Genomic DNA, 26752 nt, shown 5'->3' with positions numbered 1-26752 from the left:
GCGCGGAGCTCGCGTGCAGGCGCGGCGGCATCAAGTCGCCCTGCCCGCGTTCAATACACGTCCCGCATATAGCGCCGCGCCTTCGAAAGCCGCGCGACGTAGTCGTTCGCGGCTTCGTCCGACATGCCGCCGTGCTCGGCGACGACCGCCTTCAGCGCGGTATCGACGTCCTTGGCCATCCGCGCGGCGTCGCCGCACACGTAGAAGTGCGCGCCTTCCTCCAGCCAGGCGAACAGCTCGGCGCCGTGCTCGCGCATCCGGTCCTGCACGTAGATCTTGTCGGCCTGGTCGCGCGAGAACGCGAGATCGAGCCGCGTGAGGAACCCGCTGTCGTGCATCGCGCCCAGCTCGTCGCCGTAGTAGAAGTCGGTCTGCGCGTGCTGCTCGCCGAAGAACAGCCAGTTGCGCCCGCGCGCGCCGCGCGCCCGCCGCTCGTGCAGGAAGCCGCGGAACGGCGCGACGCCGGTGCCCGGGCCGACCATCACGATCGGCACGTCGCCGTTCACCGGCGGCCGGAAATGCGCGGACTTCTGCACGAACACGGGCACGCGGCCGTCGTCCGCGCGATCGGCGAGGAACGTCGACGCGACGCCTTTGCGCGCGCGCCGGCCGTTGTGATAGCGCACGGCCGACACGGTCAGGTGAATCTCGCCCTCGTGCGCGCTCGGGCTCGACGCGATCGAATAGAGGCGCGGCTGCATGCGCTTGAGCATGCCGACCAGCTCCGCCGCCGACAGCTCGACCGGGTATTCGTGCAGCACGTCCGCCAGTTGCTGCCCCCACAGCCATTGCTTGAGGTCGGCCTTGCGATCGTCGCCGAGCAGCGACTTCAGCGCGCCGTTCGCGCTGTGCGACGCGATGAAGGCCAGCGTGTCCGGATGCGGGCGCGTGATGTCGAAGTGGCGCGCGAGCGCATCGCCGAGCCGGATATCGCCGATGCCCGCCACCGACACGGGCGCGTCGGCCTTCAGCGCGGTGACGGACAGCAATTCCTCGACCAGTTCCGGACAGTTGGTGGGCCATACGCCGAGCGCGTCGCCGGTTTCGTATTCGAGGTTCGCGCCCTGGGTCGACAGCGACACGTAGCGCGTGTCCTTCGCGGCGCCCGGCCGGTTCAGCCGCAGGTTCGCGACGAGCTTCGACGGCGCCGGATGCGCCTTCGTCGGCAGCAGCCCCGACGGGCTCATCGCGCCGGACGGCACCGCGTGCAACGCGGCATCTGCCTCCTTGATCCGCGCGACGACGCGCTCGAGCCACCGGTCGGCATCGTGCTGGAATTCGACGTCGCAATCGACGCGCGCACACAGGCGCGCCGCGCCGAGCTCCGCGAGCCGCGCGTCGAGCCGACGGCCGTGGCCGCAGAACTGGTCGTAGTTGCGGTCGCCGAACGCGAGCACCGCGAAATGCACGCCGTCGAGGCGCGCGGCGCTGCCGGCCTGCAGCGCGTCCCAGAACTCGCTGCCGTTGTCGGGCGCATCGCCGTCGCCGAACGTGCTGGTCATCAGCAGCACGTATTGCGCGCCGGCCAGCGACGTGACCGGATAGTCGGACATGCACGCAGTGCGGATCTCGAAGCCCGCGTTCATCAGCTTCGTCGCGTAATCCTCGGTCAACGATTCGATGTTGCCGGTCTGCGATGCCCACAGCAGCACGACCTTCGGGCGCGGGCGCACGATGCGCACGCCGCCGGACGCGGCGGCGTCGGCCGGCAGCGCGGGCGCCGCCGCGCTCTGCGCACCGGCAGGCAGCGAGCGGCTGAACAGGCCCGCGAGCATGCCGTCGAGCCAGAATCGCACGGGCGGCGTCAACGGCGCGCCGGCCGGCAGCACCGGCACGCCGCCCTCGCGGCGGCCGGCGCTCGCCTTCAACCCGCTGACGAGGCCGGCCACGTACAGGCGCTCCGCGTCGGTCAGCGGCGGCGGCGCGAGATCGGCGACGCCGAGCGCGGCCGCGAAAGTGTCGATGTCTGCCATGTCGGATTCCTGTGAAGCCGCGGCCTGCGCCATCGCCGGCGCGGGCCGCGCGTCGTCGGCGCATGTATCGGGTTGCGCGGTGTCGTCGGCGGCGGACGCGAACGCGTCGGCCTCGACGCGCCGCAGCGCGACCGCGCAGTATTTCAGTTCGGGCTGCTGCGATTCCGGGTCGATCGCGTCGTTCGTCACCGCGTTGATGCACAGGTCGTCGCCGTATACGTCGTTCCAGTGCATCGGCGCGAAGCAGTTGCCGCGCCGCACGCGCTCGGTCACGACGGCCGGCAGCACCGCGCGGCCCCGCGCCGAACGGATCTCGACGCTGTCCTTCGCGGCGATGCCGAGCGCGCCGGCATCGTCCGGGTGCAGTTCGACGAACGGACGCGGGTTGAGCTTGTTCAGCATCGCGACCTTGCCCGTCTTCGTCATCGTGTGCCACTGATGCTGCAGCCGCCCGGTGTTCAGCACGATCGGAAACGTGTCGTCGGGCAGCTCGGCCGGATCGACGTGCGGCCGCGCGAAGAAACGCGCCTTGCCCGACGGCGTCGGGAACGCGATGCGCGGGGCGTCGCTGCCGTCGGCCGCCGTGCGCAGCGGCTGGCTCACGCCGTCGTTCAGGTAGCGGATCGGATGCCGCTCGCGCGCGGCGCCCGGTGCGACGGGCCACTGCACGGGCCCGTCGCGCAGCGCCGCGTGGCTCGCGCCGCGCAGGTCGTAGCCGGTCGCCGGATTCGAGAAACGGACGATCTCGTCGAACACGTCGGCCGCCGACGCATAGTTGAACGCATCGCCGAAACCCATCTCGCGTGCGACTTCCGCGACGATGCGCCAGTCGGGCAGCGCGTCGCCGGGCGGCGCGACCGCCGCGCGCATCAGCGTCATGTTGCGCTCGGAGTTGATCATCACGCCGTCGCCTTCGGCCCACAGCGCGCCGGGCAGCAGGATGTCCGCGTAGCGGTTGGTCTCGGTGTCGAGGAACGCATCCTGCGCGATCACGAGCTCCGCCGCCTGCAGCCCGGCGATCACGTTGCGCCGGTTCGGCACGGTCGCGACCGGGTTCGTGCAGACGATCCAGCATGCCTTGACGTCGCCGGCCGCCATCCGCGCGAACAGGTCGACCGTGCCCTTGCCCGTGTCCTTGCGCAGCGTGCCGGCCGGCACGCGCCACAGGTTCTCGACGAAGCGGCGATCGTCGTCGGATGCCACCGAGCGCTGGCCGGGCAACCCCGGCCCCATGTAGCCCATCTCGCGCCCGCCCATCGCGTTCGGCTGGCCGGTGAGCGAGAACGGCCCGCTGCCCGGGCGGCAGATCTTGCCGGTCGCGAGATGCAGGTTGCAGATCGCATTGGTGTTCCACACGCCGTGCGTGCTCTGGTTGAGCCCCATCGTCCAGCAGCTCGTCCATTCCTGCGCGTCGCCGATCCATTGCGCGGCCGTGCGAATGTCGGCTTCGGCCAGCCCCGTGATCTCGGCGACGCGCTCGGGCGGGTAGTCGGCGAGGAACGCGGGCATCGCGTCCCAGCCTTCGGTGCAGGCAGCGATGAACGCGGCGTCGGTGCGGCCGTTCGCATGCAGCAGATGCAGGAGCCCGTTGGTCAGCGCGAGATCGGTGCCCGGCCGGATCTGCAGGAACAGGTCGGCCTTGTCGGCGGTCGCGGTGCGGCGCGGGTCGACCACGATCAGCTTCGCGCCGGCCTTCACGCGATCCATCATTCGCAGGAACAGGATCGGGTGACAGTCGGCCATGTTCGCGCCGATCACGAAGAACAGGTTCGCGCGGTCGAAATCCTGGTACGACCCGGGCGGGCCGTCCGCGCCGAGCGACTGCTTGTAGCCGGTGCTCGCGCTCGCCATGCACAGGCGCGAGTTCGACTCGATGTTGTTGGTGCCGACGAAGCCCTTCGCGAGCTTGTTCACGAGGTATTGCGCCTCGATCGACATCTGCCCCGACACGTAGAACGACAGCGCGTCGGGCCCGTGCGTATCGAGCACCGCGCGCAGCCGCCGTGCAGTCTCGGCGATCGCGTCGCGCACCGGCAGCGGCACGAGGTCGTCCTCGCGCGCGCGCCGCACGAACGCGCGGTCGAGCCGCCCCGAGCGACGCAGCGCGACGTGCGCCGACGAACCCTTCGTGCACAGCCGCCCGAAGTTGGTGGGATGGTCGGCGTCGCCGGACACCTTGACGACTTCGCCCTCCTCGACGTGCAGCACCATCCCGCAGCCGACGCCGCAGTACGGGCACACGCTCTTGACGGGGGTGGCGGTCATGCGTGCTCCGGGGCGCTCAGGCCGCGATCCACACGAAGCCGTCCTCGACCCGCGACGGATACGCGTTCACCGACCGCTCGGGCGCTTCCAGGCATTCGCCGGTACGCAGGTCGAAGTGCTGCTTGTACAGCGGCGACGCGACCACGATGCGCTCGCCGAGACTGCCGATCAGCCCGCGCGACATCACGGCGGCCTGCGACACCGGATCGACGTTGTCGATCGCGAACACGCCGCCGTCGGGATGCGCGACGTGAAACACCGCGACCTGCTCGCCGTTGACGAGCGCGCACACGCCGGTGTTCGGCACGATGTCGTCGAGCGGGCACACGCGGGTCCAGGACAGCGGAAGACGATCGTTCATGATGGGCTCCTTGAAAAAGACGCTGGTGTCGGCGAGGGTCAAACGGTGGCAGGTTCGGCGACGACGGGGATCGACACGGGCTTGCCGCCCGCGCGTTCGCCGGGCGTCGCGGGCCGGATCTGGCCGCGCGTCTCGACGAATTCGATGGTCGTGTCCGGCGCGTCGCTATTCACGAAGTGGCGGAAGCGCTTGCGCGTTTCCGGATCGGTGACGGCCCGCTTCCACTCGCACTCGTAGGTGTCGATCACGTGCTGCATGTCGGCTTCGAGTTCGGCCGCGATCGAGAGCGTGTCGTGCACGACGACGTCGATCAGGTAGTCGAGGCCGCCTTCGAGGTTGTCGCGCCACACGCTGGTGCGTTGCAGGCGGTCGGCCGTGCGCACGTAGAACATCAGGAAGCGGTCGATGTAGCGGATCAGCGTGTCACGATCGAGATCGGCCGCGAGCAGTTCCGCGTGGCGCGGCTTCATCCCGCCGTTGCCGCACACGTACAGGTTCCAGCCCTTCTCGGTCGCGATGACGCCGACGTCCTTGCCCTGCGCTTCCGCGCACTCGCGCGTGCAGCCGGACACGCCGAACTTGATCTTGTGCGGCGCGCGCAGCCCCTTGTAGCGATTCTCCAGATCGATCGCGAGGCCGACCGAATCGTCGACGCCGTAGCGGCACCACGTCGAGCCGACGCACGATTTCACGGTACGCAGCGCCTTGCCGTACGCGTGCCCCGATTCGAAGCCGGCCGCGATCAGTTCCTCCCAGATCGACGGCAGCTGCTCGACGCGCGCACCGAACAGGTCGACGCGCTGGCCGCCGGTGATCTTCGTGTAGAGGCCGTATTTCTTCGCGACCTGGCCGACCGCGATCAGCCCTTCGGGCGTGACTTCGCCGCCCGGCATCCGCGGCACGACCGAATAGGTGCCGTCGCGCTGGATGTTCGCGAGGTAGTAGTCGTTCGAATCCTGCAGCCCGGCATGCTCCTTCTTCAGCACGAACTCGTTGAAGCACGATGCGAGGATCCCGGCGACGGCCGGCTTGCACACGTCGCAGCCGAGCCCGCGGCCGTGCTTGCGCAGCAGTTCGTCGAACGTCGTGATGCGCTCGACGCGGATCAGGTGGAACAGTTCCTGGCGCGAATGCGCGAAGTGCTCGCACAGATGGTTGTTGACCGCGAGGCCCTGCTTCTTCATCTCGGCCTTCATGATCTGCGTGACGAGCGGCACGCAGCCGCCGCACGACGTGCCGGCGCCCGTGCACGCCTTCAGCGCGCCGAGGCTCGTCGCGCCGTCGGCCACGGCCGCGCAGATCTGCGACTTCGACACGTTGTTGCACGAGCAGATCTGCGCGGCCGCGGGCAGCGCGTCGACGCCGACCGCCGGCTTCGCCGCGCCGTCCGACGACGGCAGGATCAGGAATTCCGGAGACTCGGGCAACTCGATGCGGTTCAGCATCATCTGCAGCAGCGTGCCGTACTCGGCTGCATCGCCGACCATCACCGCGCCGTGCAGGAACTTGCCGCAGTCGGACACCACGAGCTTCTTGTAGACCTGGCGGCGCTCGTCCGCATACTGGTAGGTGCGGCTGCCGGCCGTCGTGCCGTGCGCGTCGCCGATGCTCGCGACGTCGACGCCCATCAGCTTCAGCTTGGTGCTCATGTCGGCGCCCGCGAACGCGGCGGCCGCGCCGCCGAGCTGTTTCGCGACCACGCGCGCCATGTCGTAGCCGGGTGCGACGAGGCCGTACACCGTGCCGTTCCAGGCCGCGCATTCGCCGATCGCGTAGATGTCGGCATCGCTCGTGCGGCACGCGTCGTCGATCGCGACGCCGCCGCGCGGGCCGATATCGAGCCCGCACGCGCGGGCCAGTTCGTCGCGCGCGCGGATGCCGGCCGAGAACACGATCATGTCGGTGTCGAGATGCGTGCCGTCGGCGAACGCCATCCGGTGCGCGCCTTCGTCCCCGTCGACGATTTCGAGCGTGTTCTTGCCGGTATGCACGGTCACGCCGAGCGCCTCGATCTTCGCGCGCAGCATCCGGCCGCCGCCGTCGTCGACCTGCACGGCCATCAGGCGCGGCGCGAATTCGACCACGTGCGTGTCGAGCCCCATGTCGCGCAGCGCCTTCGCGCATTCGAGGCCGAGCAGCCCGCCACCGATCACGACGCCGCGCTTCGCGTGCGCGCCGCACGCCTGCATCGCTTCGAGATCCTCGATCGTCCGGTACACGAAGCAGCCCGCGCGATCGCGGCCCGGCACCGGCGGCACGAACGGACGCGAGCCCGTGGCGAGCACCAGTTTGTCGTACGCGAGCGTGTCGCCCGATACGAGCGTGACCGTATGCGCGGCACGGTCGATCGACGCGACTTGCGCGTTCACGCGCAGGTCGAACTGCGGATGGCGCTCGAAGAAGCCGGGTTCGACGAGCGACAGGTCGTCCGCCGACTTGCCCGCGAAGAATTCCGACAGGTGCACGCGATCGTAGGCCGGGCGCGGTTCCTCGCCGAGCACGGTGACCTGCAGCGTGCCTGCCGTGCCGGCTTGCGCCGCGATGCATTCGAGGAGCTTGTGGCCGACCATGCCGTGGCCGATGACGATGAGTTTCATGATGACGGTTCCTTCGGTCGATCAGTTCGCGGCGCTCGCGGCGGCCAGCGCGCGATCGCGCAGCTCGGCTTCGCGCGCCTTGTGTTCGTCGCTGAAGCGCACGGCCATCGCGCACAACGCGGTCGCGGTGACCGCGAGGCCGAGCAGGCTCAGCGTGTGCTGCACGTCGCCGACGCCCTTCAGCAGGAAAGCCGCGGCGACCGCGCCGACGTTGCCGCCCGCGCCGACGATCCCCGCGACGCCGCCGAGCGCCTTGCGGTCGATGAACGGCACGAGCGCGTAGGTCGCGCCGCACGCCATGTGCGTGAAGAGGCCGAAGGTCAGCATCGCGACGAGGGCGATGCCGATGCCTTGCGCATGCGAGAACCAGATCAGCCCGAGCCCTTCGCCGACGATCAGCGCGCACAGCAGCATCGCGCGCACGTCGAGGCTGCGGCGCGCGGCGATCTTGTCGGACAGCCAGCCGCCGAGCGCGCGCGCGAACAGCGCGAGCAGACCGAACAGGCCGACCGCGAAACCGGCATCCTTCAGCGACAGCTTGAAGTGATCGACGTAGTACAGCGCGGCGATGTTGTGGATGAACACCTCGACGCCGAAGCAGGCGCCGTACGTGACGAACAGCATCCACACGCGGTAGTTGCCGCAGGCGGCGAAGAAGCTCGCCCAGCCGCCCTTCTTGCCGCTGTCGACCGTCACGCCCTGCTTGCGCAGCGCGACGAAATCGCCTTGCGGGCAGTCCTGCGTGAAGCGCCAGTACGCCCACGCCATCGCGAGCATCGCCACGCCCGGCACGATCAGCGCGATGCGCCACGACGCGCCCTCGCCGAAGCCGAGCATCAGGCCGGCGGCGACGAGCAGCGGCATCAGCGCCTGCGTCGCGCCCGCGCCGGCATTGCCCCAGCCGGCCGTCGTCGCGTTCGCGGTGCCGACCACGTTCGGCGCGAACATCACCGACGTGTGGTACTGCGTGATCACGAAGCCCGCGCCGATCGCGCCGATGCCGAGCCGGCAGATCAGGAACCACAGGTAATCGTGCGTGAACGACACGGCGAACACGGGGATCGCGCCGAGCAGCAGCAGCCCGGCATACACGCGGCGCGGCCCGAAGCGGTCGCACATCGGGCCGACCAGCAACCGCACCGCGATCGTCGCGGCCACCGCGGCGATGTTGATGTTCGCGACTTGCGCCGCCGTGAGATGGAATTCGCGTGCGATCAGCGGCATCAGCGGCGCGCACGCGAACCATGCGAAGAAGCATACGAAGAACGCCATCCACGTCAGATGGAACGCGCGCATCGGCGCGGTGCGGAGGCTGAAGAGATCGATACGGGTAGCTTTGTCGGTCATGTCATCCGCCAAACGAAAAACGGCGTCCTGCGCACCCGGTCTCGTCGAGAGACCCGATGCGTAGGACGCCGTTGCCCATGAAGCCCGTTGCCGGGCGCTTCTGTTGATCGGTACTGCGGGCGAATCGTCGTTGATCCGCTCGAACCAGCTTATGCAAACGCCGTGCCATATCGGCCCGAATCGCGCGGGCAGCCCCGCCGCGCAAGGCGCGCCGGCCAACATGCGCGACGCTCCGGCACGCGGCGCGCGATGCGTCGCGATGCAGCGAGGCACAGATGTGGTGCGCTGCAGCACTGTCGCCGTGCGACATTGCGGTGCGCGCCGATGGGGCGCGATGCATGCCGATGCGGCATCGCGACGGCCGACGCGCGGCAAGCGCATGCATGCGCGCGGGCATCGCGCGGTGCGTCGCGGCACACGATGCCCGCGCAACGGACGGGTTGGCCCGGATATTGCTGAACCCTGTGCATCACACCGGCAACGGCGCCGGTGGGCAGTCCCCGCAAAACCCCGCTCGCGCTTCACGCGAGCCTCCAGGACAACGGCGTCCCTCCGTGCTCGGCCACGGCCGGATGCCGGTGCGTTTCGACCGCCCGCCGCCGCCGCGCAGCAACGCACTATCAGACCGCCGCATGGATGCGATGCGGCACAGGAACACGACATGACGACAGGCAAAGTCACGCTGCTGGGCGCCGGCCCCGGCGATCCCGATCTCCTCACGCTGAAGGCGGTGAAGGCGCTGGCCGCCGCCGACGTGCTGCTGCTCGACGATCTCGTCGCGCCCGGCATCGTCGAACTCGCGCCGCAGGCGCGCGTGATCCGCGTCGGCAAGCGCGGCGGCTGCCGCTCCACGCCGCAGGCGTTCATCGAGAAGCTGATGCGCCGCCACGCGCTGCGCGGCGCACACGTGGTGCGCGTGAAAGGCGGCGACGCGCTGCTGTTCGGGCGCGCCGGCGAAGAACTCGCGACGCTGCGCGCGGCCGCGATTCCCGTGGAGATCGTCAACGGCATCTCGTCGGGATTCGCCGCCGCCGCGAGCCTCGGCATCTCGCTCACGCACCGCGAGCACTGCCAGGGCGTCACGTTCGTCACCGCGCACCGCCAGGACCACGGCGAACCCGACTGGGCACGGCTCGCGGCGACCGGCACCACGCTCGCGATCTACATGGGGATGAGCCGCGTCGACCGCATCGCGGCGGGCCTGCTCGCCGCGCTCCCGGCATCGACGCCGGCGGCGGCCGTGCAATGGGCCGGCACGCCGGACGAGCGCCGCTGGACCGGCACGCTCGGCACGCTCGCGGGCGGCATCGAAGCCGCGCGGCTCGGCAGCCCGGCCGTGATCCTCGTCGGCGGCGCGATCGGCGCAGCGGCCGCCCAGGGCGCGGACGCGGCAACCGGCGCGGCGCTTGCGCGGGCCGCCTGACGTGCGCGGCATCGCGCGGCTTCGGCCGCTCCCCGTTTCCTTCGCCGCCGGCCGCGCGTGCGGCCCGAATCCCTCGTTCGCCCCTTGCACCGACGCGTCACTGCCCCTGTTGCCCGCCTCATGAGTTCGTCTGCCCTGCCCGCCCGCCTGCGCGTGCTGCTCGTCACCGATACCGACAAGCCGATCGGCGAACTCGGCGACGCGCTCGCGCGCCTCGGCTACGAGATGCTGAACGACGTCGCGACGCCCGCGCGCCTGCCGGCGGCCGTCGAGGAGCAACGCCCCGACGTCGTGATCATCGATACCGATTCGCCGTCGCGCGACACGCTCGAGCAACTCGCGGTCATGCATGCGACCGCGCCGCGCCCCGTGCTGATGTTCAGTCACGACGCCGATCAGGAACTGATCCGCACGGCGGTCGGCGCGGGCGTCAGTGCGTATCTCGTCGAAGGATTGTCCGCCGAGCGTCTCGCGCCGATTCTCGAAGTCGCGCTCGCGCGCTTCTCGCACGACGATGCGCTGCGCCGCCGGCTGGCCGACGTCGAGCGCGAACTCGCGGAGCGCAAGCTGATCGATCGCGCCAAACGCGTGCTGATGGACCGGCGCAAGCTGTCCGAACACGACGCGTATGCGGCGCTGCGCAAGCGCGCGATGGATCAGGGCCTGCGCATCGTCGACGTCGCGCGACAACTGCTCGACGCGTCACCCCAGTCATGAGTGCAATGAATACATCTCCTCCCGCCGCGCCGGAACGCGCGCATCTTCGCCTCGGGTTCGTCGCGCTCAGCGACGCGGCCCCGCTGATCGTCGCGCAGCGCCTGAACCTCGGCGCGCGCCACGGCCTCACGCTCGAACCGAGCCGCCAGCCGTCGTGGGCGGCCGTGCGCGACAAGCTGCTCAGCGGCGAGCTCGACGCCGCGCATGCGCTGTACGGGCTCGTCTGCGGGCTGCAGCTCGGCATCGGCGGCCCGCAGGCCGACATGGCCGCGCTGATGGTGCTGAACCGCAACGGCCAGGCGATCACGTTGTCGCGCGGCCTCGCCGACGCGTACCGCCAGACCGGCAGCGTGCGCGCCGCCTTCGCGACGCTCGGCCGCAAGCCGCTGCTCGCGCAGACCTTCCCGACCGGCACGCACGCGATGTGGCTGAACGCGTGGCTCGCGTCGCACGGCGTCGATCCGCTGCGCGACGTGCGCAGCGTCGTGATTCCGCCGCCCGAGATGGTCGCCGCGCTCGCGGGCGGCGAGCTCGACGGCTTCTGCGCGGGCGAGCCGTGGCATGCGGTCGCCGAAGCATGCGGCGCAGGCCGGACCGTCGCCGTCACGAGCGAGATCTGGCCCGATCATCCGGAGAAGGTGCTCGCGACCCGGCGCGATTTCGTCGCGCTGTATCCGGCCACCGCCCGCGCGCTGATCCGCACGCTCGTCGATGCATGCGCATGGCTCGACAGCGCCGCGCACCGCCGCGAGGCGGCCGACTGGCTCGCGTCGCCCGACGCGCTCGGCGTGCCGGCCCGGCTGATCGCGCCGCGCCTGCTCGGCGACTACGGCGCGGGGCCGTTCGCCACGCCGCCGCTGCCGATCCGCTTCCACGACGGTGGCGCGGTGAACCGGCCCGATCCGCGCGAGGGCCGGTGGTTCCTGTCGCAATACCGGCGCTGGGGCATGCTCGACGGCGCGCACGACGACGCCGGCATCGCCGCGGCGATCGCGCAGACCGCGTTGTATGATGCTGCGGTCGCCGAAGGCGGCGCGGCGGGCCTGTCGCAGGCGTGACGCGCGCCGCGCGGTGCAGCCGGCGTGCGCTGCCGGGCCAGGGCGCCCGGCCGCTGCCCGCGCGTGCCGCCCGTGCCGCCCGTACGACAGCGCCTCGCCACGCCGTCCCCGCTCCGAACCGATGCCGAAACGAACGCGCGCGCCGCTCGACGTGCTGCTCACCGAAATCCGCGCGTGCCGTGCGTGCGAAAACGACCTGCCGCTCGGCCCGCGCCCGGTCGTGCGCGCCCATCGCGACGCGCGCATCCTGATCGTCGGCCAGGCGCCGGGCGCACGCGTGCATGCGAGCGGCATCCCGTGGGACGACGCGAGCGGCAAGCGGCTGCGCGACTGGCTCGGCGTCGAGCCCGACGCGTTCTACGACGAGACGCGCTTCGCGATCGTGCCGATGGGCTTCTGCTACCCGGGCCGCGGCGCGAGCGGCGACAACCCGCCGCGCCCCGAATGCGCGCAATTGTGGATCGACCGGCTGGTGGCCGAACTGCCGTCGATCCGGCTCACGCTGCTGATCGGCCAGTACGCGCAGCGGCATTTCCTGCGCGGCACGCGCAAGGCGACGCTGACCGACACCGTCCACGCGTGGCGCGACTACGGCCCCGCGATCCTGCCGCTGCCGCATCCGTCGCCGCGCAACCAGGCATGGTTCAAGCACCATCCGTGGTTCGACGCCGAGGTCGTGCCCGAGCTGCGGCGCCGGATCGCACCGCTCGTGGCGGGCTGACCGCGCAAGCGCCCGTCCCCGTCGCGCCCGGTTCGCTGTACCATCGCGGCTCAACCGCGTCACGAACAGCAGAATCCTTCATGCCCTCCACCGCCCCGCCGCGCCTGTACGGGATGCCCGAACGCAGCGACCGGCTCGATTTCTACATCCGCGACCAGGCGTCGCGCCAGGCGATCACCGAGCCGCACCGGCACGCGTATTTCCAGATCCAGTTCAACCTCGGCGGCGACACCGAGCAGCGCATCGGCGGCGTCACGCGGCCGTTTCCGCGCGGCGCGCTCGCGTTCGTGTTGCCGCACCGCGAGCACCTGATTCCGCATCCGGAAGGCGCGCACTTCATCGTGATCAACTTCAGCCAGGCGTTCCTGCGCGCCGATCTCGACGTCGATCCGCTCGATCTCGAGGACGTGCCCGCGCACCGCTTCCCCGAGCTGACGCCGTTCCGCTTCCAGGAGCACCTCGATTTCATCCTGACCGGCGACACGTACGACGAAGCGCGCCGCCTCGCGCTGTGCATGCTCGACGCCGATCGCGTGCGCACCTTCGGCTCGACCACGTTGCTGCGCGGCTACCTGCTGCAACTGATCGGGCTCGTCTGCACGCAGTACGCGGGCGCGCTCGACAAACTCGCGCAGCGCGGCGCCCAGCGCGCCGGCCGGCGCGACGCGCTGGCCCGCGTGCTGCGCCACGTGCGTGCGAACCTGACTCGCGAGGACCTGACGCTCGCCGCGACCGCCGAAGCCGCGTTCCTCTCGCCGAACTACCTCGCGCACCTGGTCCGCAAGGAAACCGGCAGTACCTTCACCGATCTCGTGACCGAGCGCCGCATCGCGCTGGCGCAGTCGCTGCTCGCCCATACCAGCCGGCGCATCGCGGACATCGCGCGCTCGGTCGGCTTCCGCGACGAAGGGTATTTCGCGCGGCGCTTCCGCGCGCGGGTCGGCGTCTCGCCGAAGGCCTATCGCGACGCGAACGCCGCGTTGCCCGACGGCGACGATGCGCCGGGCGCCGCCGACGCGTAGTTTTGTCCCGGTAAAACGCAGTTGCGTCGCATCCGGGCGCACGCGCGTCGGTTATCGTTGCACGCATGCCGGCGCGGTGCGCCGGCCATCCGTCTTCCTACCCAACGAGGGCCATCCGATGTCCGCCTATGTCATCGACGCCGCCGAGCGTCCTTCCGTCGAAGTCGACCAGTCGTCCGCGCGCTTTCCGGTACGCCGCGTATTCTGCGTCGGCCGCAACTACGCCGATCACGCCCGCGAAATGGGCGCCGACCCCGACCGCGAGCCGCCGTTCTTCTTCACGAAGCCGGCCGACGCGATCGTCCCGGCGAGCGGCACGGTCGCCTATCCGCCGCTGACGAACGATCTCCATCACGAAATCGAGCTGGTCGTCGCGATCGGCAAGGACGGCCGCTCGATCGACCCGGCCGACGCACTCTCGCACGTGTGGGGCTACGGCGTCGGCGTCGATCTCACGCGCCGCGACCTGCAAGCCGAAGCGAAGAAGCTGAGCCGCCCGTGGGACTGGGCGAAGGGTTTCGACGCATCGGGCCCCGTGACCGCGCTGCGCGCGGCGACGGCCACCGGCCATCCGGCCGCCGGCCGCATCTGGCTCGCGGTCAACGGCGACACGCGCCAGCAAGGCGACCTCGCCGACATGATCTGGGCCGTGCCCGACGTCATCGCGTACGTGTCGCGCTCGGTCGAACTGAAGGCCGGCGACCTGATCTTCACCGGCACGCCGGCAGGCGTCGGCGCGCTGCAGCCGGGCGACCGCGTGACGGGCGGCGTCGACGGCATCGCGACGTTCGAATTCGTGGTCGGCGCGAAGCCTTGACGGCGTTTGCGGGGCGGCTGCCTGCCCGGGCCGCCCCGCGATACCCCGATGCCGGTCAGTCGTAGCGGCGCAGGAAAGCGTCGGCGACGGCCGGCGGATTCAGCGCTTTCGCCGACGCGTTTTCCAGCGCCTCGGCTGCGTCGTCGTCGTCGATCGACACGAACAGCGTGACGGCCGCCCGGTCGTCGCCCGTGCCGAATACGCCGTCGCGATCGAGCAGGCGCAATGCCTCGATCATGTCGGCGTGCAGTTGCCGCGAAAATTCGGCGAATCGCGACCGGACGAACTGCGGGCTCAGCACTTCGTCGGCCAGCCTGCCGCAGATCGCGTTGAACGGCGACGCCTCGGCCGACGCGTACGCCCATTCGGAAACACCCCACACGAACCGCGGATCGTCGTCCGCCACCGCCTGCTGTGCGCAGATCCGGTGCAGCCCTTCGACCGAATTGGCTGCCGGCGCGACCGTCATCGCGCCGCTGTCGGTGTACAACGCAAACGCGTAGAAATGCTCGTCCGGGTGCAACGCCCGCAGCGCCCTGAAGGTCGCCCTCGCGGCATCGGCAATGTCCCGCTGGAAATCAGAAAAGTCGCTCATCGCATCCTCGTCCAGTCGCCCTTCGTGCTCGTCGGGACACGCGGCGCGCGGATCGTGCATCGTCTCCCGGCATGCGGCGGATTGTCCGTCATTCGGCCGCGCGCCGGTACCGGGGCGCACCCGCGCTCACCGCCCGGCGTCCTGCCCGTCGAACGCCCGCACGCACACGGCGGCCGCCAGCGCGACCGCCGCCGACAGCAGCATCGTCGCGAGCGGCAGGTAGCCCGCGTTGGCGGAGGTCAGCAGCGCGCCCGTCAGCGACGACAGCGCGGCGCCGCCGCCGATCGTCATCGCGCCCGCCAGCCCCGACGCGCTGCCCGCCAGTTCCGGCCGCACCGACACCGCGCCCGCATGGGCGGCGGGATTGCTCAGTCCATTGCCGATGCCGACCAGCACGCACGGCCCGAACCACGCGAGCGCGTGCGTCGCGCCGCCGAACACGAGCACGAGGCCGATCAGCGGGCCCGCACACGCCACGACCCGCCCGCACAGGATCGTCGCGGCCGGCGCATGGCGCCGCGCGACCCGCGCGGCCACGAAGCTGCCGCACACGAACCCGGCTGTGATCGTCCCCATGTAGAAGCCGATCTCCGCCGGCGCGATGCCGAACCGCGTTTTCGCGGCGAGCGGCGCGCCGGCCAGAAACGCATGGAACGCACCCGTCGAAAACGCCATGCACAGCGCATAGGCCCAGAAACGGCGCGCACGCAGCAGCGCCGGATACGCGCGAAACTGCTGCCCGAAGCTCGACGACCGGTGCATATGGGTTTCGACGAGATCGAGCGCGCACCAGCCGAACAGCGCGATGCCGACTGCGGCCAGCAACCAGAAGCTCGCGCGCCAGCCGACCGTCTGGTCGAGCGCGCCGCCGAGCGTCGGGCCGAGCATCGGCGCGAACGCGGCGGCCATCGCCGCATAGCCGATCCGGCTCGCCGCGCGCGCGCCGCCGCCGGCGTCGCGGATCGCCGCCATCGACACCGGATAAACCGACGTGATCGCCGCCTGCATCAGCCGGCAGCCGAGAAACACGCGGATATCGGTCGCCATCGCGCAACCGAGCGAACCGAGCGCGAATATCGCGACGCTCGTCAGCACGACCGGGCGCCGCCCGAACCGGTCGGACAGCGGCCCCGTCACGCATTCGAGCGACGCGGCCACCGCCGCATACCCGCCGAGCGACAGCGCGACGACCGCATAGTCGGTATGCAGGTCGCGCACGATCGCCGGCAGCGACGGCAGGAACAGGCTCAGCGGCAGCACCGACAACGCGCACAGCAGGATCAACGTCGCATGCCGCGGCGACGCCGGGTCGGAAGCGGTCGACAGGTTCGAGGCCAAGCGGATGCCCTCCCGCGCACGGGCCGCATGGCCGCGCGCAACACAAAAAAAAGCCCCCGAACGAGTCGGGGGCGCATGGATGCCGGCGCGGTGCCGCTACCGGACCTTGCGCCTGTGGACGACTACGATGAAGCATGCCGTTTTCATGCCGAATGGCTCCTGAATGCGTGGCGGACCGCCAGCGATACCGGACGATGTTAGGCGGGCGACCGCGCCCGCGTCAACGCCCTAACGCGTGCGCACCGACACGAACTTCCTCGCGTTGTTGCGCTGGATCAGCACGGCGATCACGCTGCCGCCACTCGCTTCGAGCGTCTGCACGTCGTCCGGCGTCTCGAGCAGCGTGTCGTTGAGCTCCAGCACGACGTCGCCCGGCTGGATGCCTGCGCGCGCGGCCGGGCCATGCACCGCGTCCACCATCATCCCGACCGCGAGCCCCGTCGAGTGGCGCTCGTCGTCGCTCAACGCGTGCATCGTCAGGCCGAGACGATCGCCGTGTTCGCCGCTGTCGCCAGCGCCGCCGGTACCCGGCCCCGGTCGCGCGGCGGCCTTCGGTGCGACCATGCCGACCGTCGCCGCCGTGCCGGCGCCCACGTCGTCGGCGCCGGCGATCGTCAGCGTCATCGGCGCACGGTTGCGGATCACGCGCAGCGGCGCCTTCCCGCCGGGCGGCAGCGCGGCGGCCAGATCGTTCAGTTCGGCCGAGCGACCGATGGCCGTGTCGCCCATCTTCACGATCACGTCGCCGGGCTTCAGGCCGGCCGCGGCGGCCGGCGAGCCGGGCTCGACGCCGTTGACGAGCGCGCCCGCCGGACGCGGCAGCCCGAACGCCGCCGCCAGACCGACGCCCACGTCCTGCACGTCGATGCCTAACGCATTGGCGGACGGTGCGCCCGGCGCCGGCGCCTGAGGCTGCTGTGCCTGCATCTGCGCCTGCCGTTGCGCGCGCAACTGGGCGCGCACCTTCGCCGCGAATGCGATCGGGATGGCGAAGGTCGTGCTCGCGTAGCGGTCGGCGCCGGTATAGACCTGCACTGCGATACCGATCACGTCGCCCGCGCGATTGAACACGGGGCCGCCCGAGTTGTCGGGGTTCGGCGCGATGTCGGTCTCGAAGAACGGAAATGCGCTGCCGTCCGGCAGCCGGCGCGACGTCGCGCTGACGATGCCGGCCGTGACCGTGTTGCCCGACCCGTCCGGCGCGCCGATCGTCATCACCGGTTCGCCCGCGCGGACTTTCGACGAATCGCCGAGGCGCACGAACGGCAGCTTCCGCGCGTCGACGCGCAGCACGGCCACATCGCTTTGCGGATCGACGGCCAGCACCGTCGCCTTGAATTCGCGGCGGTCGACGAGCCGCACGGTCACGTCGGTCGCCTCGTCGACCACATGGGCGGACGTGACGATCAGGCCGTCGGCGCTGACGATGAAGCCCGAGCCGCTGCCGGACACCGTACGCGGCGCGGTATCGGGCGCCGGCGCCTGCGGCCCCTGCGCGGGCGTTGGTGCGCCATGGCGGAAGAACGCGGCGAGCGGATCGTCGGGATCGAGGATGGCGAAGGCCGGGCCGCCGGTCTGCGGATCGGGTGTGGCGGCCAGGATGGTCACGACCGCCGGGCCGTAGCGCTCGACGATCGCCGGGAAGTCGACCGGCATCGCATAGGACGCGGCGGGCGGCCGTGCCTTCATCGCCGGCGGTGCGGCGGGTGGCGCGAGGGTGCCGGCGATGGCGGCGGGCGGCGGCAGGATTCCGGCAAACACACCCCCGATCAACGCGGTGCGAAGCACGGCGCGAGCAAGCGTCTGGCAAACCACGGTGCACCTCCCCCGGGCAGTCGCGACGCCCCCTGCGCGAGACGCGCAGGCGCCCGACAAACACCGGCACACCCAACCATTTATAGCCTACGCGCCGGGTGGAACATACGAATCGAAACCCGTATGCCGGTATGTGCCAGAGCGGCGGAACCGCGACGGCGGTCGTTTCGAACAAAGCGCGCGGTTCGTCAATCCGAACATCCACCACGGCGGGACATGCCACCTGGTGCGCATCACGGACAGGTGGCCCGCACACCGCAAACGGTCCGTCATCGGCCCCCGTCCATCGACGAGCCGGCACTGGCTCCGGTCAGTGGCACGACAACACCGCCACGCCGCCGACGCCTTGCGTGCCCGGCAACGCAACCGTGTAACCGACGGCCACCAGCGGCTGAGCCGCGTCGTGTCCGACCACGATCGATTGAATCGTCGCGGGCCCGGTGGTCTTCAGCACGCCGTTCAACGGCACCTGCGTATACGTCAGCCCGTATTGCGCGCTGTCCAGCTTGATCGACAGGTTCAGTGTGGTCAGCATGCGCGTGACCGGATCCAGCGTCGCCGAACTCGACACGAGCGCACCGCTCGTGTCGCCGTTGTTGCTCGCCACCGTATCGGCCATCACCTGGGTACACGAAAGCGGGCCGCCCGTGGTGGGCAACGACAGCGGCGTGCCGACCGCGTAGTGCACGCCTTGCGTATCGGTATACGTATTGCCGTCGGTGTCCATCGCGCGATTCCACCGGCCGATCGCCACGTCGGTGCCGACGCCCTGGATGTCGGTCACGGCCCCATGGTCGAGCCCGAGGCAGTCGGTCGCCGCCGACGACGACGCAAGCGTCGTAAACGCACCGCTTCCCTGCTGAACCAGGCTCGTCGCCGGCACATTGGCCGCCGTCATGTTGCGGTTCTTCGCGTAATCGCTCGGCAAATTCGGCACGACGAGCACCGCCAGTTGGCCGTTGCTCGCCGCGACCGGCGACGCAGCCCCCGAATAGCTGAAGTTGCCGTTCGGTCGGCAAGCCGTCTGGACCGCAGGCTGGGTCGACGCGCCCGGCGCTGGCGCGGCGGGCGACGTGACCGCCGGCGTGCCCGTCGTATCGTTGTTCGATGCGCCGCTTCCGGTATTGGCGGCGCCACCGTCATCGCCGCCGCCACATGCCGTCAACATCAGTACCGTACTCGCCAGACCCACCAGACAGACTTGCTTGCCCCGCATGCTTCACCTCGTTTTCTCGTTGTAGAAACCCGTCGCCGCGTGCTCTCGTTTCACGCGTTGTCGTTTGCCGTATTCGCCGGCACCCTTCGTTGCGCATCCACCGACTTCACCAGCCACCCTGCACCGACGCCGCCCAGCACGAGCGCGCCGAACCACCAGGAAGTCGGCCAGATTTCCAGCAGGCTCTCCCCGGTGAGGACGAACGGCGATTTCAGCGCGACGATCACCACGGCCGTGTTGTAGCAGGCATGAATCAATATCCCCGGCAGCAGCGATCGGGTGGCCGCATACAGCTTGCCGATCAGCAAACCGAGTCCGAATGCGAGCGCGAACTGATACACGTTCAAATGCGCAAGACCGAATACCGCAGCCGAATGCGCGATAGCCGTTCCCTCCGGATACTGTCGCAAGAAGCTGCGCAGCATCACGCCGCGAAACAGCATCTCTTCGAGTAGCGGCGCAATCGCGCAGGTCAATACGATCAGACCGAGGCCGCCATTCACATAAACCTCGCGGGCGTCGTCCCGGGTTCCGGTCCACGGGAAAAACTGCCCGACGCCGACTTCGAGCACGCTCATCGTCACGAGCAATGCCGGTGTCATCAGCACGATGGGCACGAGAAATCGCCCGATCGTCGTTCGCCAGGAATCGACGCTGTCGTGCAGCAAGCTACGGTAGGTCAATTTGCCGTGATGAAGCAGCACCGTAAATACGAGGCCATTCGCGAGCACCCGCCCGATGCTGGCGATTGCCATCGTCTGCAGCCCGGCGCTGCGGCCGGCCGACCAGATGATCGAGTTCATCAAATACTCGACCATGTTCAGCACGACGACGATAAAAAACGCTTCCAGCAAATTCGGGAAGCAATAGGCGCTCGAATCGGATTTCATCTGGATTGGTACGATTTCGCAGGCGGCATACGCGGTAATCGCGCCCGGATGCCTGCAGCCGATCTCGTCCGATCGGCATTGTTATTTATTGGAGCACACGACGAACGTGACTCGTTGCAAACTGCCCGGCCTTTATCCGCGCACATCCAGTCGTCGCGGAAAAGTAACCGTTCGTTACGGAGAGGGATCGTCGCTCATGGCACGGGTCGTGGCAAGCGCCGTTGACCATTCTTTACGATCGAAAAGACAAAATGCACGAATCGGACTGTGCGAACAGCCATCGTTAATATCGAAATATCGGCCGGATTTTTAAAATATTGAGTGGTTTGCAGCCGGCCCGCCCTTTCACGGTTTTTAAAGCACCGGTTACTTGACGCACCAGTAACGCGCGGCGAATTCCTTGTCGATCGTCACGGACACCATCCCGTAAGCGCCGCGCGGCGGCTTGCCGTCCGTGCAGGCGGCGCTGTCCGATACCGAGTACACGATATTGCCGCGCTTGAACGACCAGTCGGTACTCACGCACGGATCCGTTCCGCCCGTGGCTTCCGTGCCGCCGAGCACTTCGACGTCCGGCTTCCCATCGACCGGGTGCGGCTTGTTCCATGCGCGGTAGCGCAATGCGCCGCGATCCGCCACGCGGTCGATCACGATGTGATGCTTGTCGGTATCGCAAACGAAGCCGTCGCGTGTCGGTCGAGCGTGGGCGGCCGCCGCCGCCAGCGACGCGCAGGCAACGGCAACGAACAGGAACGACGGACGGCACGCAATCATGATCGGGCGGAGGGAAGTCGGAATCGCGCGACTATACCGTCACGCGTCCCCCGCAGCCACCTGCTCCGCGATCGTCGACACCATCCGCAACATCGGCTCGAACGCATCGGCCGACGTATTGCCGAAACCGAGCACGAGCCCGTTGCGGGCCCGCGCCGCATCGATCGCGAAACCCGACAGCGGAAACGGGCCGATGCCATGCGCGCGCGCCGCCTCGACGATCGCGCGATCGCGATAACGCGCCGGCAGCCGCAGCGCGAGATGCAGCCCGCACGGACCGCCCTCGACCTGGTGCGGCACGCTCAGGCTGCTGTCGAGCGCGGCGAGCAGCAAACGCCGCCGGTCGCGATACAACCTGCGCATCCGCCCGAGATGCCGGCCGTACTCGCCCGTCTCGATGAAATCGGCCAGCGCGAGCTGCACATGACGCGTCCCGCCGCGCAGCATCTCCGGCAACGCCGGCCGCACGGCGGCCAGCAATGCGTCGGGCAGCACGAGAAAACCGATCCGCAACGCCGGAAACATCGTCTTGCTGAACGAGCCGAGATAGACGACCGGCGAATCGGGCGCGAGCCCGTGCATCGCGCCGATCGGCTCGCCGGTGTGACGGAATTCGCTGTCGTAGTCGTCCTCGATGATCCACGCGCGATGGCGGCGCGCCGCATCGATCAGCGCGAGCCGACGCGAGATCGACAGCACGGCGCCGGTCGGGAACTGGTTCGACGGCGTCGTGTAGACGAGGCGCGGCGGCCGCTCGCGCCAGTCGTCCGGTTCCGCGCGCAGCCCTTCCGCGTCGACCGGCATCGGCACGACGTCGAGGTCGGCCGCCTGCATCGCGGTGCGCGCGCCGCGATAGCCGGGCTCCTCGACCCACACCGTATCGCCCGGATTCGTCAGCAACTGCGCGCACAGCGCGATCGCCCCCTGCGCGCCCTCCGTGATCACGATCTGCTCGGGATCGCAGCGTACGCCGCGCGTGACGGCCAGATGGCGCGCGATCGATTCGCGCAACGCGGGCTCGCCGAGCGGATCGCCGTACGCCAGCAGGTCGCGGCCGGCGCGGCGTAACGCGCGATCGATCGCGTGCCGCCACGCGTCCACCGGGAAATGCGACAGCGCCGGCACGCCCGGCCGGAAGCCCTCCGATTCGCCGGCGCCGACGAGGCTCGCGCGAATCCGGCCGAGCCGCTGCGCGACGGTCGGCGGCGCGGCACGCCGGCGCGGCGGCGCCGGCCGCGACAGCCCGACGACCCGCGTGCCGCGACGGTCCGACTGCAGGAAGCCTTCCGCGACGAGCTGCTCGTACACGGCGGCCGTCGTATTGCGCGACACGCCGAGCGTTTCGGCCAGCGCGCGCGTGCCGGGCAGCCGCGTGCCGGCCGGCATCGCGCCGCCGAGAATCGCGTCGCGCACGCGACGCAGCAACTGGCGCTGCAGCGAAGGTGCGCCGGGCGTGCGGGCCAGCGGCGCATCGAGCGGCAGCAACGGCGCGCCGCCGGAAGGAAAGGCAGTCGTCATCGGGACATCGCAGCGTGAAAAGGTCGAACGTACGGTGAGCGGCGCACGGCTGACGGCCACCGATCGTGGCACCATAAATTTGCCGTTCGCTGGCGCTTCTCATGGTACCTCGCCGGGACTACGATCGTCTGCATGCCGGCATGTCGCCGGCCGCCAACCGAAGCGAGATCGACCTTGCCCACGCTCACCAACGCTTTCCAGCAGCCCATCGGCCACCCCGTTCCCGACTGGTCCGCGCGTCCGCGCCCCGAGCGCATCGCGCTCGAAGGCCGCTACTGCCGGCTCGAACCGCTCGACGCCGAGCGCCACGCGGCCGACCTGTACGCCGCCTACGCCCAGGCGCCCGACGGCAGCGACTGGACCTATCTGGCGCACGGCCCGTACGCCGACGAGTCCAGCTACCGCGATTACGCGCGTGGCGCGCAGGCGAGCACCGATCCGCTGCACTATACGGTGATCGACCGCGCCACGGGCCGCGCGGTCGGCACGCTCGCGCTGATGCGCATCGATCCGGCCAACGGCGTGATCGAGGTCGGTTCCGTCACGTTCTCGCCGCTGCTCAAGCGCACACCGGTGTCGACCGAAGCGCAGTTCCTGCTGATGAAGTATGCATTCGACACGCTCGGCTACCGGCGCTACGAATGGAAGTGCGACGACCTGAACGCGCCGTCGCGCAAGGCGGCCGCGCGGCTCGGATTCCGCTACGAAGGCACGTTCCGGCAGGCGATCGTCTACCGCGGCCGCAATCGCGACACCGCGTGGTTCTCGATCATCGACGGCGAATGGCCGGATGTCCGCGCCGCGTTCGACGCATGGCTCGCACCGGAAAACTTCGGCGCGCAAGGCGAACAGCGCCAGTCGCTCGCCGCGATCCGCCACGCGCAGGCCCGCGCGCGCGACGCCGCCGGCCGCGCGAACGACGCCACGCGCGTCGCGGTGCGCCCGCTCGTCGCCGCCGACGAAGCCGCGTGGCGTCCGCTGTGGCAGGGTTACCAGCAGTTCTACGACACCGCGCTGAGCGATGCGGTGTTCGCGACGACGTGGGCGCGCCTGATGGATCCGGCCGAGCCGATGTTCGTGCTCGGTGCGTTCGACGCGTCGGGGGCGCTGGTCGGGATCGTGCACGCGATCTACCACCGCTCGTGCTGGACCGAAGGGCCGTACTGCTACCTGCAGGACCTGTACACGGCGCCCGACGCGCGCGGGCAAGGCGCGGGCGGCGCACTGATCGAGGCCGTGTACGAACGCGCCCGCGAAGCCGGCGCGAGCCGCGTGTACTGGCTCACGCACGAAACCAACACGACCGCACGCGCGCTGTACGACAAGCTCGCGAACAACGCCGGTTTCATCCAGTACCGGCACGATCTGAAGAAGTAACGTCGCCCCCGGACGGCCGACGTTCAGCCATGCACATCGGCCGGATCGCGGGCGTCACCGTCCTCGGGCACGTCGTCGTGCGCTGCACCGGCCATGCCCGGCACCGCAGCCGGGCAGATCATCTCGTCGCCATTGGCCGGCACGGGCCGCCGTACCGGCCGGAACACCGGTTCGCCGGGCGCGATCGGCTGCCCCGAGAGCGCGCAGCGACCGGGCTGCAACGCGACGCGCAAGCGCCAGCGTTGTTCGCCGTAATGACACCGGCCGCTCTCGACCCATCGCACCAGCAGCCCGTCGTGCCCCGCCTCCAGCACCGTGACGAACAGTTGCGGGCGCAACGGCGACGCCGCGGCCGTCGCGTGCGCCGGAATCGGCGCACGCCCGATCGTCACGAGCGAATGCGCGAGCACGCCGCCGCGCGACGGCATCGGATCGTCTTCGCCGAGCGCGGACGCGGACACGTCGCACGACAGGTCTTCTTCGCAGGTCGGGCTTTCCATGATGTCGAGCATGCTTGACGGATTTCCGTGCAGGTTGAAAGACGCCGGCGCCGCACTCAGCGCCGGCCCATCGGTTCGCGCAGCAGGCACAGGCCGATCGCCGCGCCGACGACGGCGGCCGCGAGCATCAGCCCGACGCCGCCCGACCAGCCGAATGCCCCGACGATCGCGCCGATCGTCAGCGGCCCGATCACCTGGCCGAGATAGTTGCCCTGCACAACCCAGCCGATGCTGAGCGGCGCCAGCGACGGCGACGGCGCGGAACCCGGCGCGCACGCGAGAATCGTCGCGGGCAGCATCCCGGCCATCGCCGAGAACGCGAACCCGAGCGCGACCGCGAGCGGTGCGGGCGTCGCCGCGCTGAAGAGGCCCGCCCCGGCCGCGCCGATCGCGACCGACGTCGCGGCCATCACGAGCCCCGGTCGCGCCCCGCGCGACAGCAACCAGCCGGCCGTCAGGTTGCCGATCACGCATGCAGCGACGATCGCCGCACCGATCAGCCCGGCCGCGCCGACGGCAACGCCGAGACGCTGCATCAGGAACACCGGCAGGAACGTCATCGCCGCGAAGAACTGCACGTTGTAGGTCGCGAAACCGAGTGCGAGGAGCGTGGTCGAGCGCGCCGCGAGCACGGTGCGCAGCGCGGGCCCGATGGGTGCCGCCGCGGCCTGCCGCGACGGTGCGTCGGCCGACGTCGTGACCGGCACCGCGGCGGCGGCGACGAGCGTCAGCGCCGCCGCCGCGAGCCAGCCGTTGCGCCAGCCGCCGAGCAGCGGCCCGGCCAGCATCGACAGCGCCATGCCGGCCGGCATGAAGGTGCTCCACAGGCCGAACGCGAGATTGCGCCGCTCGGGCGGCGTCACGCGGTTCAGCACGGCCGGCGCGGCAACCACCACGATCACGAACCCGAGCCCTTCCGCGAAGCGCGTGGCCAGCAGCAGCGCGAAGCTGCCCGCCCATGCGCCGACGATGCTCGACAGGCCGAGGATGACGAGGCCCGTCACCAGCAGTCGCCGGTCGCCCCAGCGCCGCACCAGCAGCCCGGCGGCGATCCCGCCGAACACGCCGACGAACGGAAACACCGACATGATCCCGCTCAGCGACGCGAGCGAGCCGCCGAACTCGTGCTGCAGCGACGGCAATGCGATCGTCGCCTTGCCGACGTGCAGCGCCGACACGATGCTCGCCAGCACGACGTTCGCGACGGCGGCCCGGTAGCTGCGCGACGGCAGCGTGGCGGCCTCGGCCGCGACAGGCGATTCGGTCATCGTCACCTCCGTTGAGGCGGCCGCGTGCGACGGGATGTCTCGCACGGCCGCAATCGGACCGGCGCCCATGATACAAATTGAAGTTAACTTCAAGTAAAGGGGTAACGTGCGCAACGATTCGTTTCGGTGAGGGCGACAATGGCTGGCACGGCAAGCGACGGCATCCTCGGCTAAGCTGTCGGCTTCGCTCCGACAATGCCCGTCCGCATGCCGACCGCCTACCCTGCACCGGCCACGCTGTTCCCGCTCGACGAAGCCTGGTCCGCCTTCCCCCGTCGCAAGGCCGCCGTGCGCACGTTCATCGCCGGGTACTGCGCCGCGCGCGACCGGCGCGATGCGCCGCTGCACGACGGCCCGGACGGCCACGTCGTGCAGTTCGACGACGCGATGGGCCGGCCTTTCGAGCATTTCATGATCGAGGGGGCGCCCGGGTCCGGCGCCGGCCCGTTCGTCGTCGGTGCGTGGATCACGCGCTATGGCGCCGCGCCGCTGCCGTCCGCGCTGCACGGCAGGACGCGCCGGCTGACCGACGAGCACTTCATGGCCGCCGATATCGCCGGGCTGTCGGGCGACGACGCGCTCGCGCAAGCGCTCGCCTGCGACACGCCGGACGCGATCGACGCGTTCAACGCCAGCGGCGCCTTCCCGCCGTTCCACCCGAATCCGGCCGCGTTCCTGTTCGCGCACCGGCTCGACGGGCAGATCTCGGCCACCGCGCGCTACGGCTTCGCGTCGCCGCGCGATATCGTCGTCGATCGCGTCGCGACGGCGGACGCATACCGCCGCCGTGGCCTCGCGACGCAACTGCTCGCCGCGATCGCCGCCCACGCACGGCGCCGGGGCGCGCACCGCGTATGGCTCATATCGACCGAAGCCGGCCAGCCGCTGTACCGCGCCGCCGGATTCACGCCGCTCGCAACCGTCGCCGTGGACGAAGTCGTCGCCTGACCGCGAATCGAACCGCATCGTCCATCGCCGTTCGCCACCATTCGTCTCGCGCTTCGTCTCATCGCGCTGAGACGAACGTCCCGGCGTCTCAGCGGACCCGATGTTGCGCGATCGCAGCAAATTCGACGCACCGCTCCTTCCGAATCCCGGCCGGTCGGCGCCGAGCGACATGGTGCAACGCATCCGGCGTCCTCTTTCGACCGCCCCGTGCC

At 70.1% G+C, this 26752-nt stretch carries 21 protein-coding genes; 8 read left to right on the top strand and 13 right to left on the bottom strand.

All coding sequences use genetic code 11. From position 1 onward, the window contains the following. Positions 1-50: 50 nt before the first annotated feature. From WS96_RS25475 to WS96_RS25460, 4 genes are read right to left on the bottom strand one after another with little or no spacing between them, the layout of a single operon-like run. Positions 51-4238, bottom strand: a complete 4188-nt coding sequence (locus WS96_RS25475) for a bifunctional nitrate reductase/sulfite reductase flavoprotein subunit alpha (RefSeq protein ID WP_059836307.1) — start codon at positions 4236-4238, stop codon at positions 51-53. 16 nt (positions 4239-4254) lie between these two features. After that, complete coding sequence (gene nirD, locus WS96_RS25470; protein ID WP_059836305.1) at positions 4255-4599, bottom strand: nitrite reductase small subunit NirD; 345 nt, start codon at positions 4597-4599, stop codon at positions 4255-4257. A gap of 38 nt (positions 4600-4637) precedes the next feature. Then, on the bottom strand, positions 4638-7196 hold the full coding sequence (nirB, locus tag WS96_RS25465) for a nitrite reductase large subunit NirB (protein WP_059836303.1): 2559 nt from the start codon (positions 7194-7196) through the stop codon (positions 4638-4640). Between the two features lie 21 nt (positions 7197-7217). Then, positions 7218-8543: an MFS transporter gene (locus WS96_RS25460; RefSeq protein WP_059836301.1), complete on the bottom strand. Its 1326-nt coding sequence runs from the start codon at positions 8541-8543 to the stop codon at positions 7218-7220. Positions 8544-9204: 661 nt separating this feature from the next. Between WS96_RS25460 and cobA the strand changes: the two genes are divergently transcribed. The 6 genes from cobA (at position 9205) to WS96_RS25430 (ending at position 14301) form a co-directional block, all read left to right on the top strand. Next, positions 9205-9966: a uroporphyrinogen-III C-methyltransferase gene (gene cobA, locus WS96_RS25455; RefSeq protein ID WP_059836299.1), complete on the top strand. Its 762-nt coding sequence runs from the start codon at positions 9205-9207 to the stop codon at positions 9964-9966. A gap of 120 nt (positions 9967-10086) precedes the next feature. Beyond that, on the top strand, positions 10087-10683 hold the full coding sequence (locus WS96_RS25450; protein WP_034204726.1) for an ANTAR domain-containing response regulator: 597 nt from the start codon (positions 10087-10089) through the stop codon (positions 10681-10683). A gap of 5 nt (positions 10684-10688) precedes the next feature. Continuing rightward, on the top strand, positions 10689-11741 hold the full coding sequence (locus tag WS96_RS25445) for a CmpA/NrtA family ABC transporter substrate-binding protein (RefSeq protein ID WP_059836297.1): 1053 nt from the start codon (positions 10689-10691) through the stop codon (positions 11739-11741). A gap of 121 nt (positions 11742-11862) precedes the next feature. Next, entirely contained in the window at positions 11863-12462 is a 600-nt protein-coding gene (locus WS96_RS25440) for a uracil-DNA glycosylase family protein (protein WP_059783362.1), read from the top strand. Positions 12463-12542: 80 nt separating this feature from the next. Further along, positions 12543-13484 (top strand): helix-turn-helix transcriptional regulator, encoded by a 942-nt coding sequence (locus WS96_RS25435; RefSeq protein ID WP_059789561.1) that lies wholly within the window; start codon positions 12543-12545, stop codon positions 13482-13484. A gap of 118 nt (positions 13485-13602) precedes the next feature. Then, positions 13603-14301, top strand: a complete 699-nt coding sequence (locus WS96_RS25430; protein WP_034204722.1) for a fumarylacetoacetate hydrolase family protein — start codon at positions 13603-13605, stop codon at positions 14299-14301. Between the two features lie 55 nt (positions 14302-14356). On the opposite strand, the gene WS96_RS25425 is transcribed toward WS96_RS25430, so the two are convergent. The 7 genes from WS96_RS25425 to pdxR form a co-directional block, all read right to left on the bottom strand. After that, positions 14357-14896, bottom strand: a complete 540-nt coding sequence (locus WS96_RS25425; protein ID WP_059836505.1) for a DUF4303 domain-containing protein — start codon at positions 14894-14896, stop codon at positions 14357-14359. Positions 14897-15022: 126 nt separating this feature from the next. Continuing rightward, entirely contained in the window at positions 15023-16234 is a 1212-nt protein-coding gene (locus WS96_RS25420) for an MFS transporter (protein WP_059836295.1), read from the bottom strand. A gap of 228 nt (positions 16235-16462) precedes the next feature. Beyond that, on the bottom strand, positions 16463-18049 hold the full coding sequence (locus WS96_RS25415; protein ID WP_059836293.1) for a trypsin-like peptidase domain-containing protein: 1587 nt from the start codon (positions 18047-18049) through the stop codon (positions 16463-16465). Between the two features lie 310 nt (positions 18050-18359). Continuing rightward, a complete protein-coding gene (locus WS96_RS25410; protein ID WP_059836291.1) occupies positions 18360-19265 on the bottom strand; it encodes a hypothetical protein in 906 nt (301 codons plus the stop codon). 50 nt (positions 19266-19315) lie between these two features. Beyond that, positions 19316-20155 carry a CPBP family intramembrane glutamic endopeptidase gene (locus tag WS96_RS25405; protein ID WP_059836289.1) on the bottom strand — a complete coding sequence of 280 codons (840 nt, stop codon included), beginning with the start codon at positions 20153-20155 and terminating at the stop codon, positions 19316-19318. A 366-nt stretch (positions 20156-20521) separates the two neighbouring features. Beyond that, the gene (locus WS96_RS25400) at positions 20522-20929 is read right to left on the bottom strand and encodes a hypothetical protein (protein ID WP_257128060.1); all 408 of its coding nucleotides are present in this window, start codon (positions 20927-20929) and stop codon (positions 20522-20524) included. Between the two features lie 39 nt (positions 20930-20968). Further along, positions 20969-22447 (bottom strand): MocR-like pyridoxine biosynthesis transcription factor PdxR, encoded by a 1479-nt coding sequence (gene pdxR / locus WS96_RS25395; protein ID WP_059836287.1) that lies wholly within the window; start codon positions 22445-22447, stop codon positions 20969-20971. A 174-nt stretch (positions 22448-22621) separates the two neighbouring features. Between pdxR and WS96_RS25390 the strand changes: the two genes are divergently transcribed. Next, complete coding sequence (locus WS96_RS25390) at positions 22622-23824, top strand: GNAT family N-acetyltransferase (RefSeq protein ID WP_059836285.1); 1203 nt, start codon at positions 22622-22624, stop codon at positions 23822-23824. A 23-nt stretch (positions 23825-23847) separates the two neighbouring features. On the opposite strand, the gene WS96_RS25385 is transcribed toward WS96_RS25390, so the two are convergent. After that, positions 23848-24336, bottom strand: coding sequence for a DUF3331 domain-containing protein (locus tag WS96_RS25385; RefSeq protein WP_059836283.1), 489 nt, complete (start codon positions 24334-24336; stop codon positions 23848-23850). Between the two features lie 44 nt (positions 24337-24380). Further along, positions 24381-25592 carry an MFS transporter gene (locus WS96_RS25380; RefSeq protein ID WP_059836502.1) on the bottom strand — a complete coding sequence of 404 codons (1212 nt, stop codon included), beginning with the start codon at positions 25590-25592 and terminating at the stop codon, positions 24381-24383. A 207-nt stretch (positions 25593-25799) separates the two neighbouring features. Between WS96_RS25380 and WS96_RS25375 the strand changes: the two genes are divergently transcribed. Continuing rightward, positions 25800-26540 (top strand): GNAT family N-acetyltransferase, encoded by a 741-nt coding sequence (locus WS96_RS25375; protein WP_059836500.1) that lies wholly within the window; start codon positions 25800-25802, stop codon positions 26538-26540. Positions 26541-26752: the final 212 nt, after the last annotated feature.

The sequence above is a fragment of the Burkholderia sp. MSMB1835 genome (assembly GCF_001526365.1).
Taxonomy (GTDB): domain Bacteria; phylum Pseudomonadota; class Gammaproteobacteria; order Burkholderiales; family Burkholderiaceae; genus Burkholderia.
This window is presented reverse-complemented; position numbering and strand designations above follow the sequence as displayed.

Coding starts and splice junctions, on each gene's coding strand:
- WS96_RS25475 (WP_059836307.1), bottom strand. CDS start 4,238: ATGACCGCCACCCCCGTCAAGAGCGTGTGCCCGTACTGCGGCGTCGGC.
- WS96_RS25380 (WP_059836502.1), bottom strand. CDS start 25,592: ATGACCGAATCGCCTGTCGCGGCCGAGGCCGCCACGCTGCCGTCGCGC.
- WS96_RS25405 (WP_059836289.1), bottom strand. CDS start 20,155: ATGAAATCCGATTCGAGCGCCTATTGCTTCCCGAATTTGCTGGAAGCG.
- WS96_RS25375 (WP_059836500.1), top strand. CDS start 25,800: ATGCCGACCGCCTACCCTGCACCGGCCACGCTGTTCCCGCTCGACGAA.
- nirD (WP_059836305.1), bottom strand. CDS start 4,599: ATGAACGATCGTCTTCCGCTGTCCTGGACCCGCGTGTGCCCGCTCGAC.
- WS96_RS25435 (WP_059789561.1), top strand. CDS start 12,543: ATGCCCTCCACCGCCCCGCCGCGCCTGTACGGGATGCCCGAACGCAGC.
- WS96_RS25425 (WP_059836505.1), bottom strand. CDS start 14,896: ATGAGCGACTTTTCTGATTTCCAGCGGGACATTGCCGATGCCGCGAGG.
- WS96_RS25385 (WP_059836283.1), bottom strand. CDS start 24,336: ATGCTCGACATCATGGAAAGCCCGACCTGCGAAGAAGACCTGTCGTGC.
- WS96_RS25430 (WP_034204722.1), top strand. CDS start 13,603: ATGTCCGCCTATGTCATCGACGCCGCCGAGCGTCCTTCCGTCGAAGTC.
- WS96_RS25400 (WP_257128060.1), bottom strand. CDS start 20,929: ATGATTGCGTGCCGTCCGTCGTTCCTGTTCGTTGCCGTTGCCTGCGCG.
- WS96_RS25410 (WP_059836291.1), bottom strand. CDS start 19,265: ATGCGGGGCAAGCAAGTCTGTCTGGTGGGTCTGGCGAGTACGGTACTG.
- pdxR (WP_059836287.1), bottom strand. CDS start 22,447: ATGACGACTGCCTTTCCTTCCGGCGGCGCGCCGTTGCTGCCGCTCGAT.
- cobA (WP_059836299.1), top strand. CDS start 9,205: ATGACGACAGGCAAAGTCACGCTGCTGGGCGCCGGCCCCGGCGATCCC.
- nirB (WP_059836303.1), bottom strand. CDS start 7,196: ATGAAACTCATCGTCATCGGCCACGGCATGGTCGGCCACAAGCTCCTC.
- WS96_RS25450 (WP_034204726.1), top strand. CDS start 10,087: ATGAGTTCGTCTGCCCTGCCCGCCCGCCTGCGCGTGCTGCTCGTCACC.
- WS96_RS25440 (WP_059783362.1), top strand. CDS start 11,863: ATGCCGAAACGAACGCGCGCGCCGCTCGACGTGCTGCTCACCGAAATC.
- WS96_RS25445 (WP_059836297.1), top strand. CDS start 10,689: ATGAATACATCTCCTCCCGCCGCGCCGGAACGCGCGCATCTTCGCCTC.
- WS96_RS25460 (WP_059836301.1), bottom strand. CDS start 8,543: ATGACCGACAAAGCTACCCGTATCGATCTCTTCAGCCTCCGCACCGCG.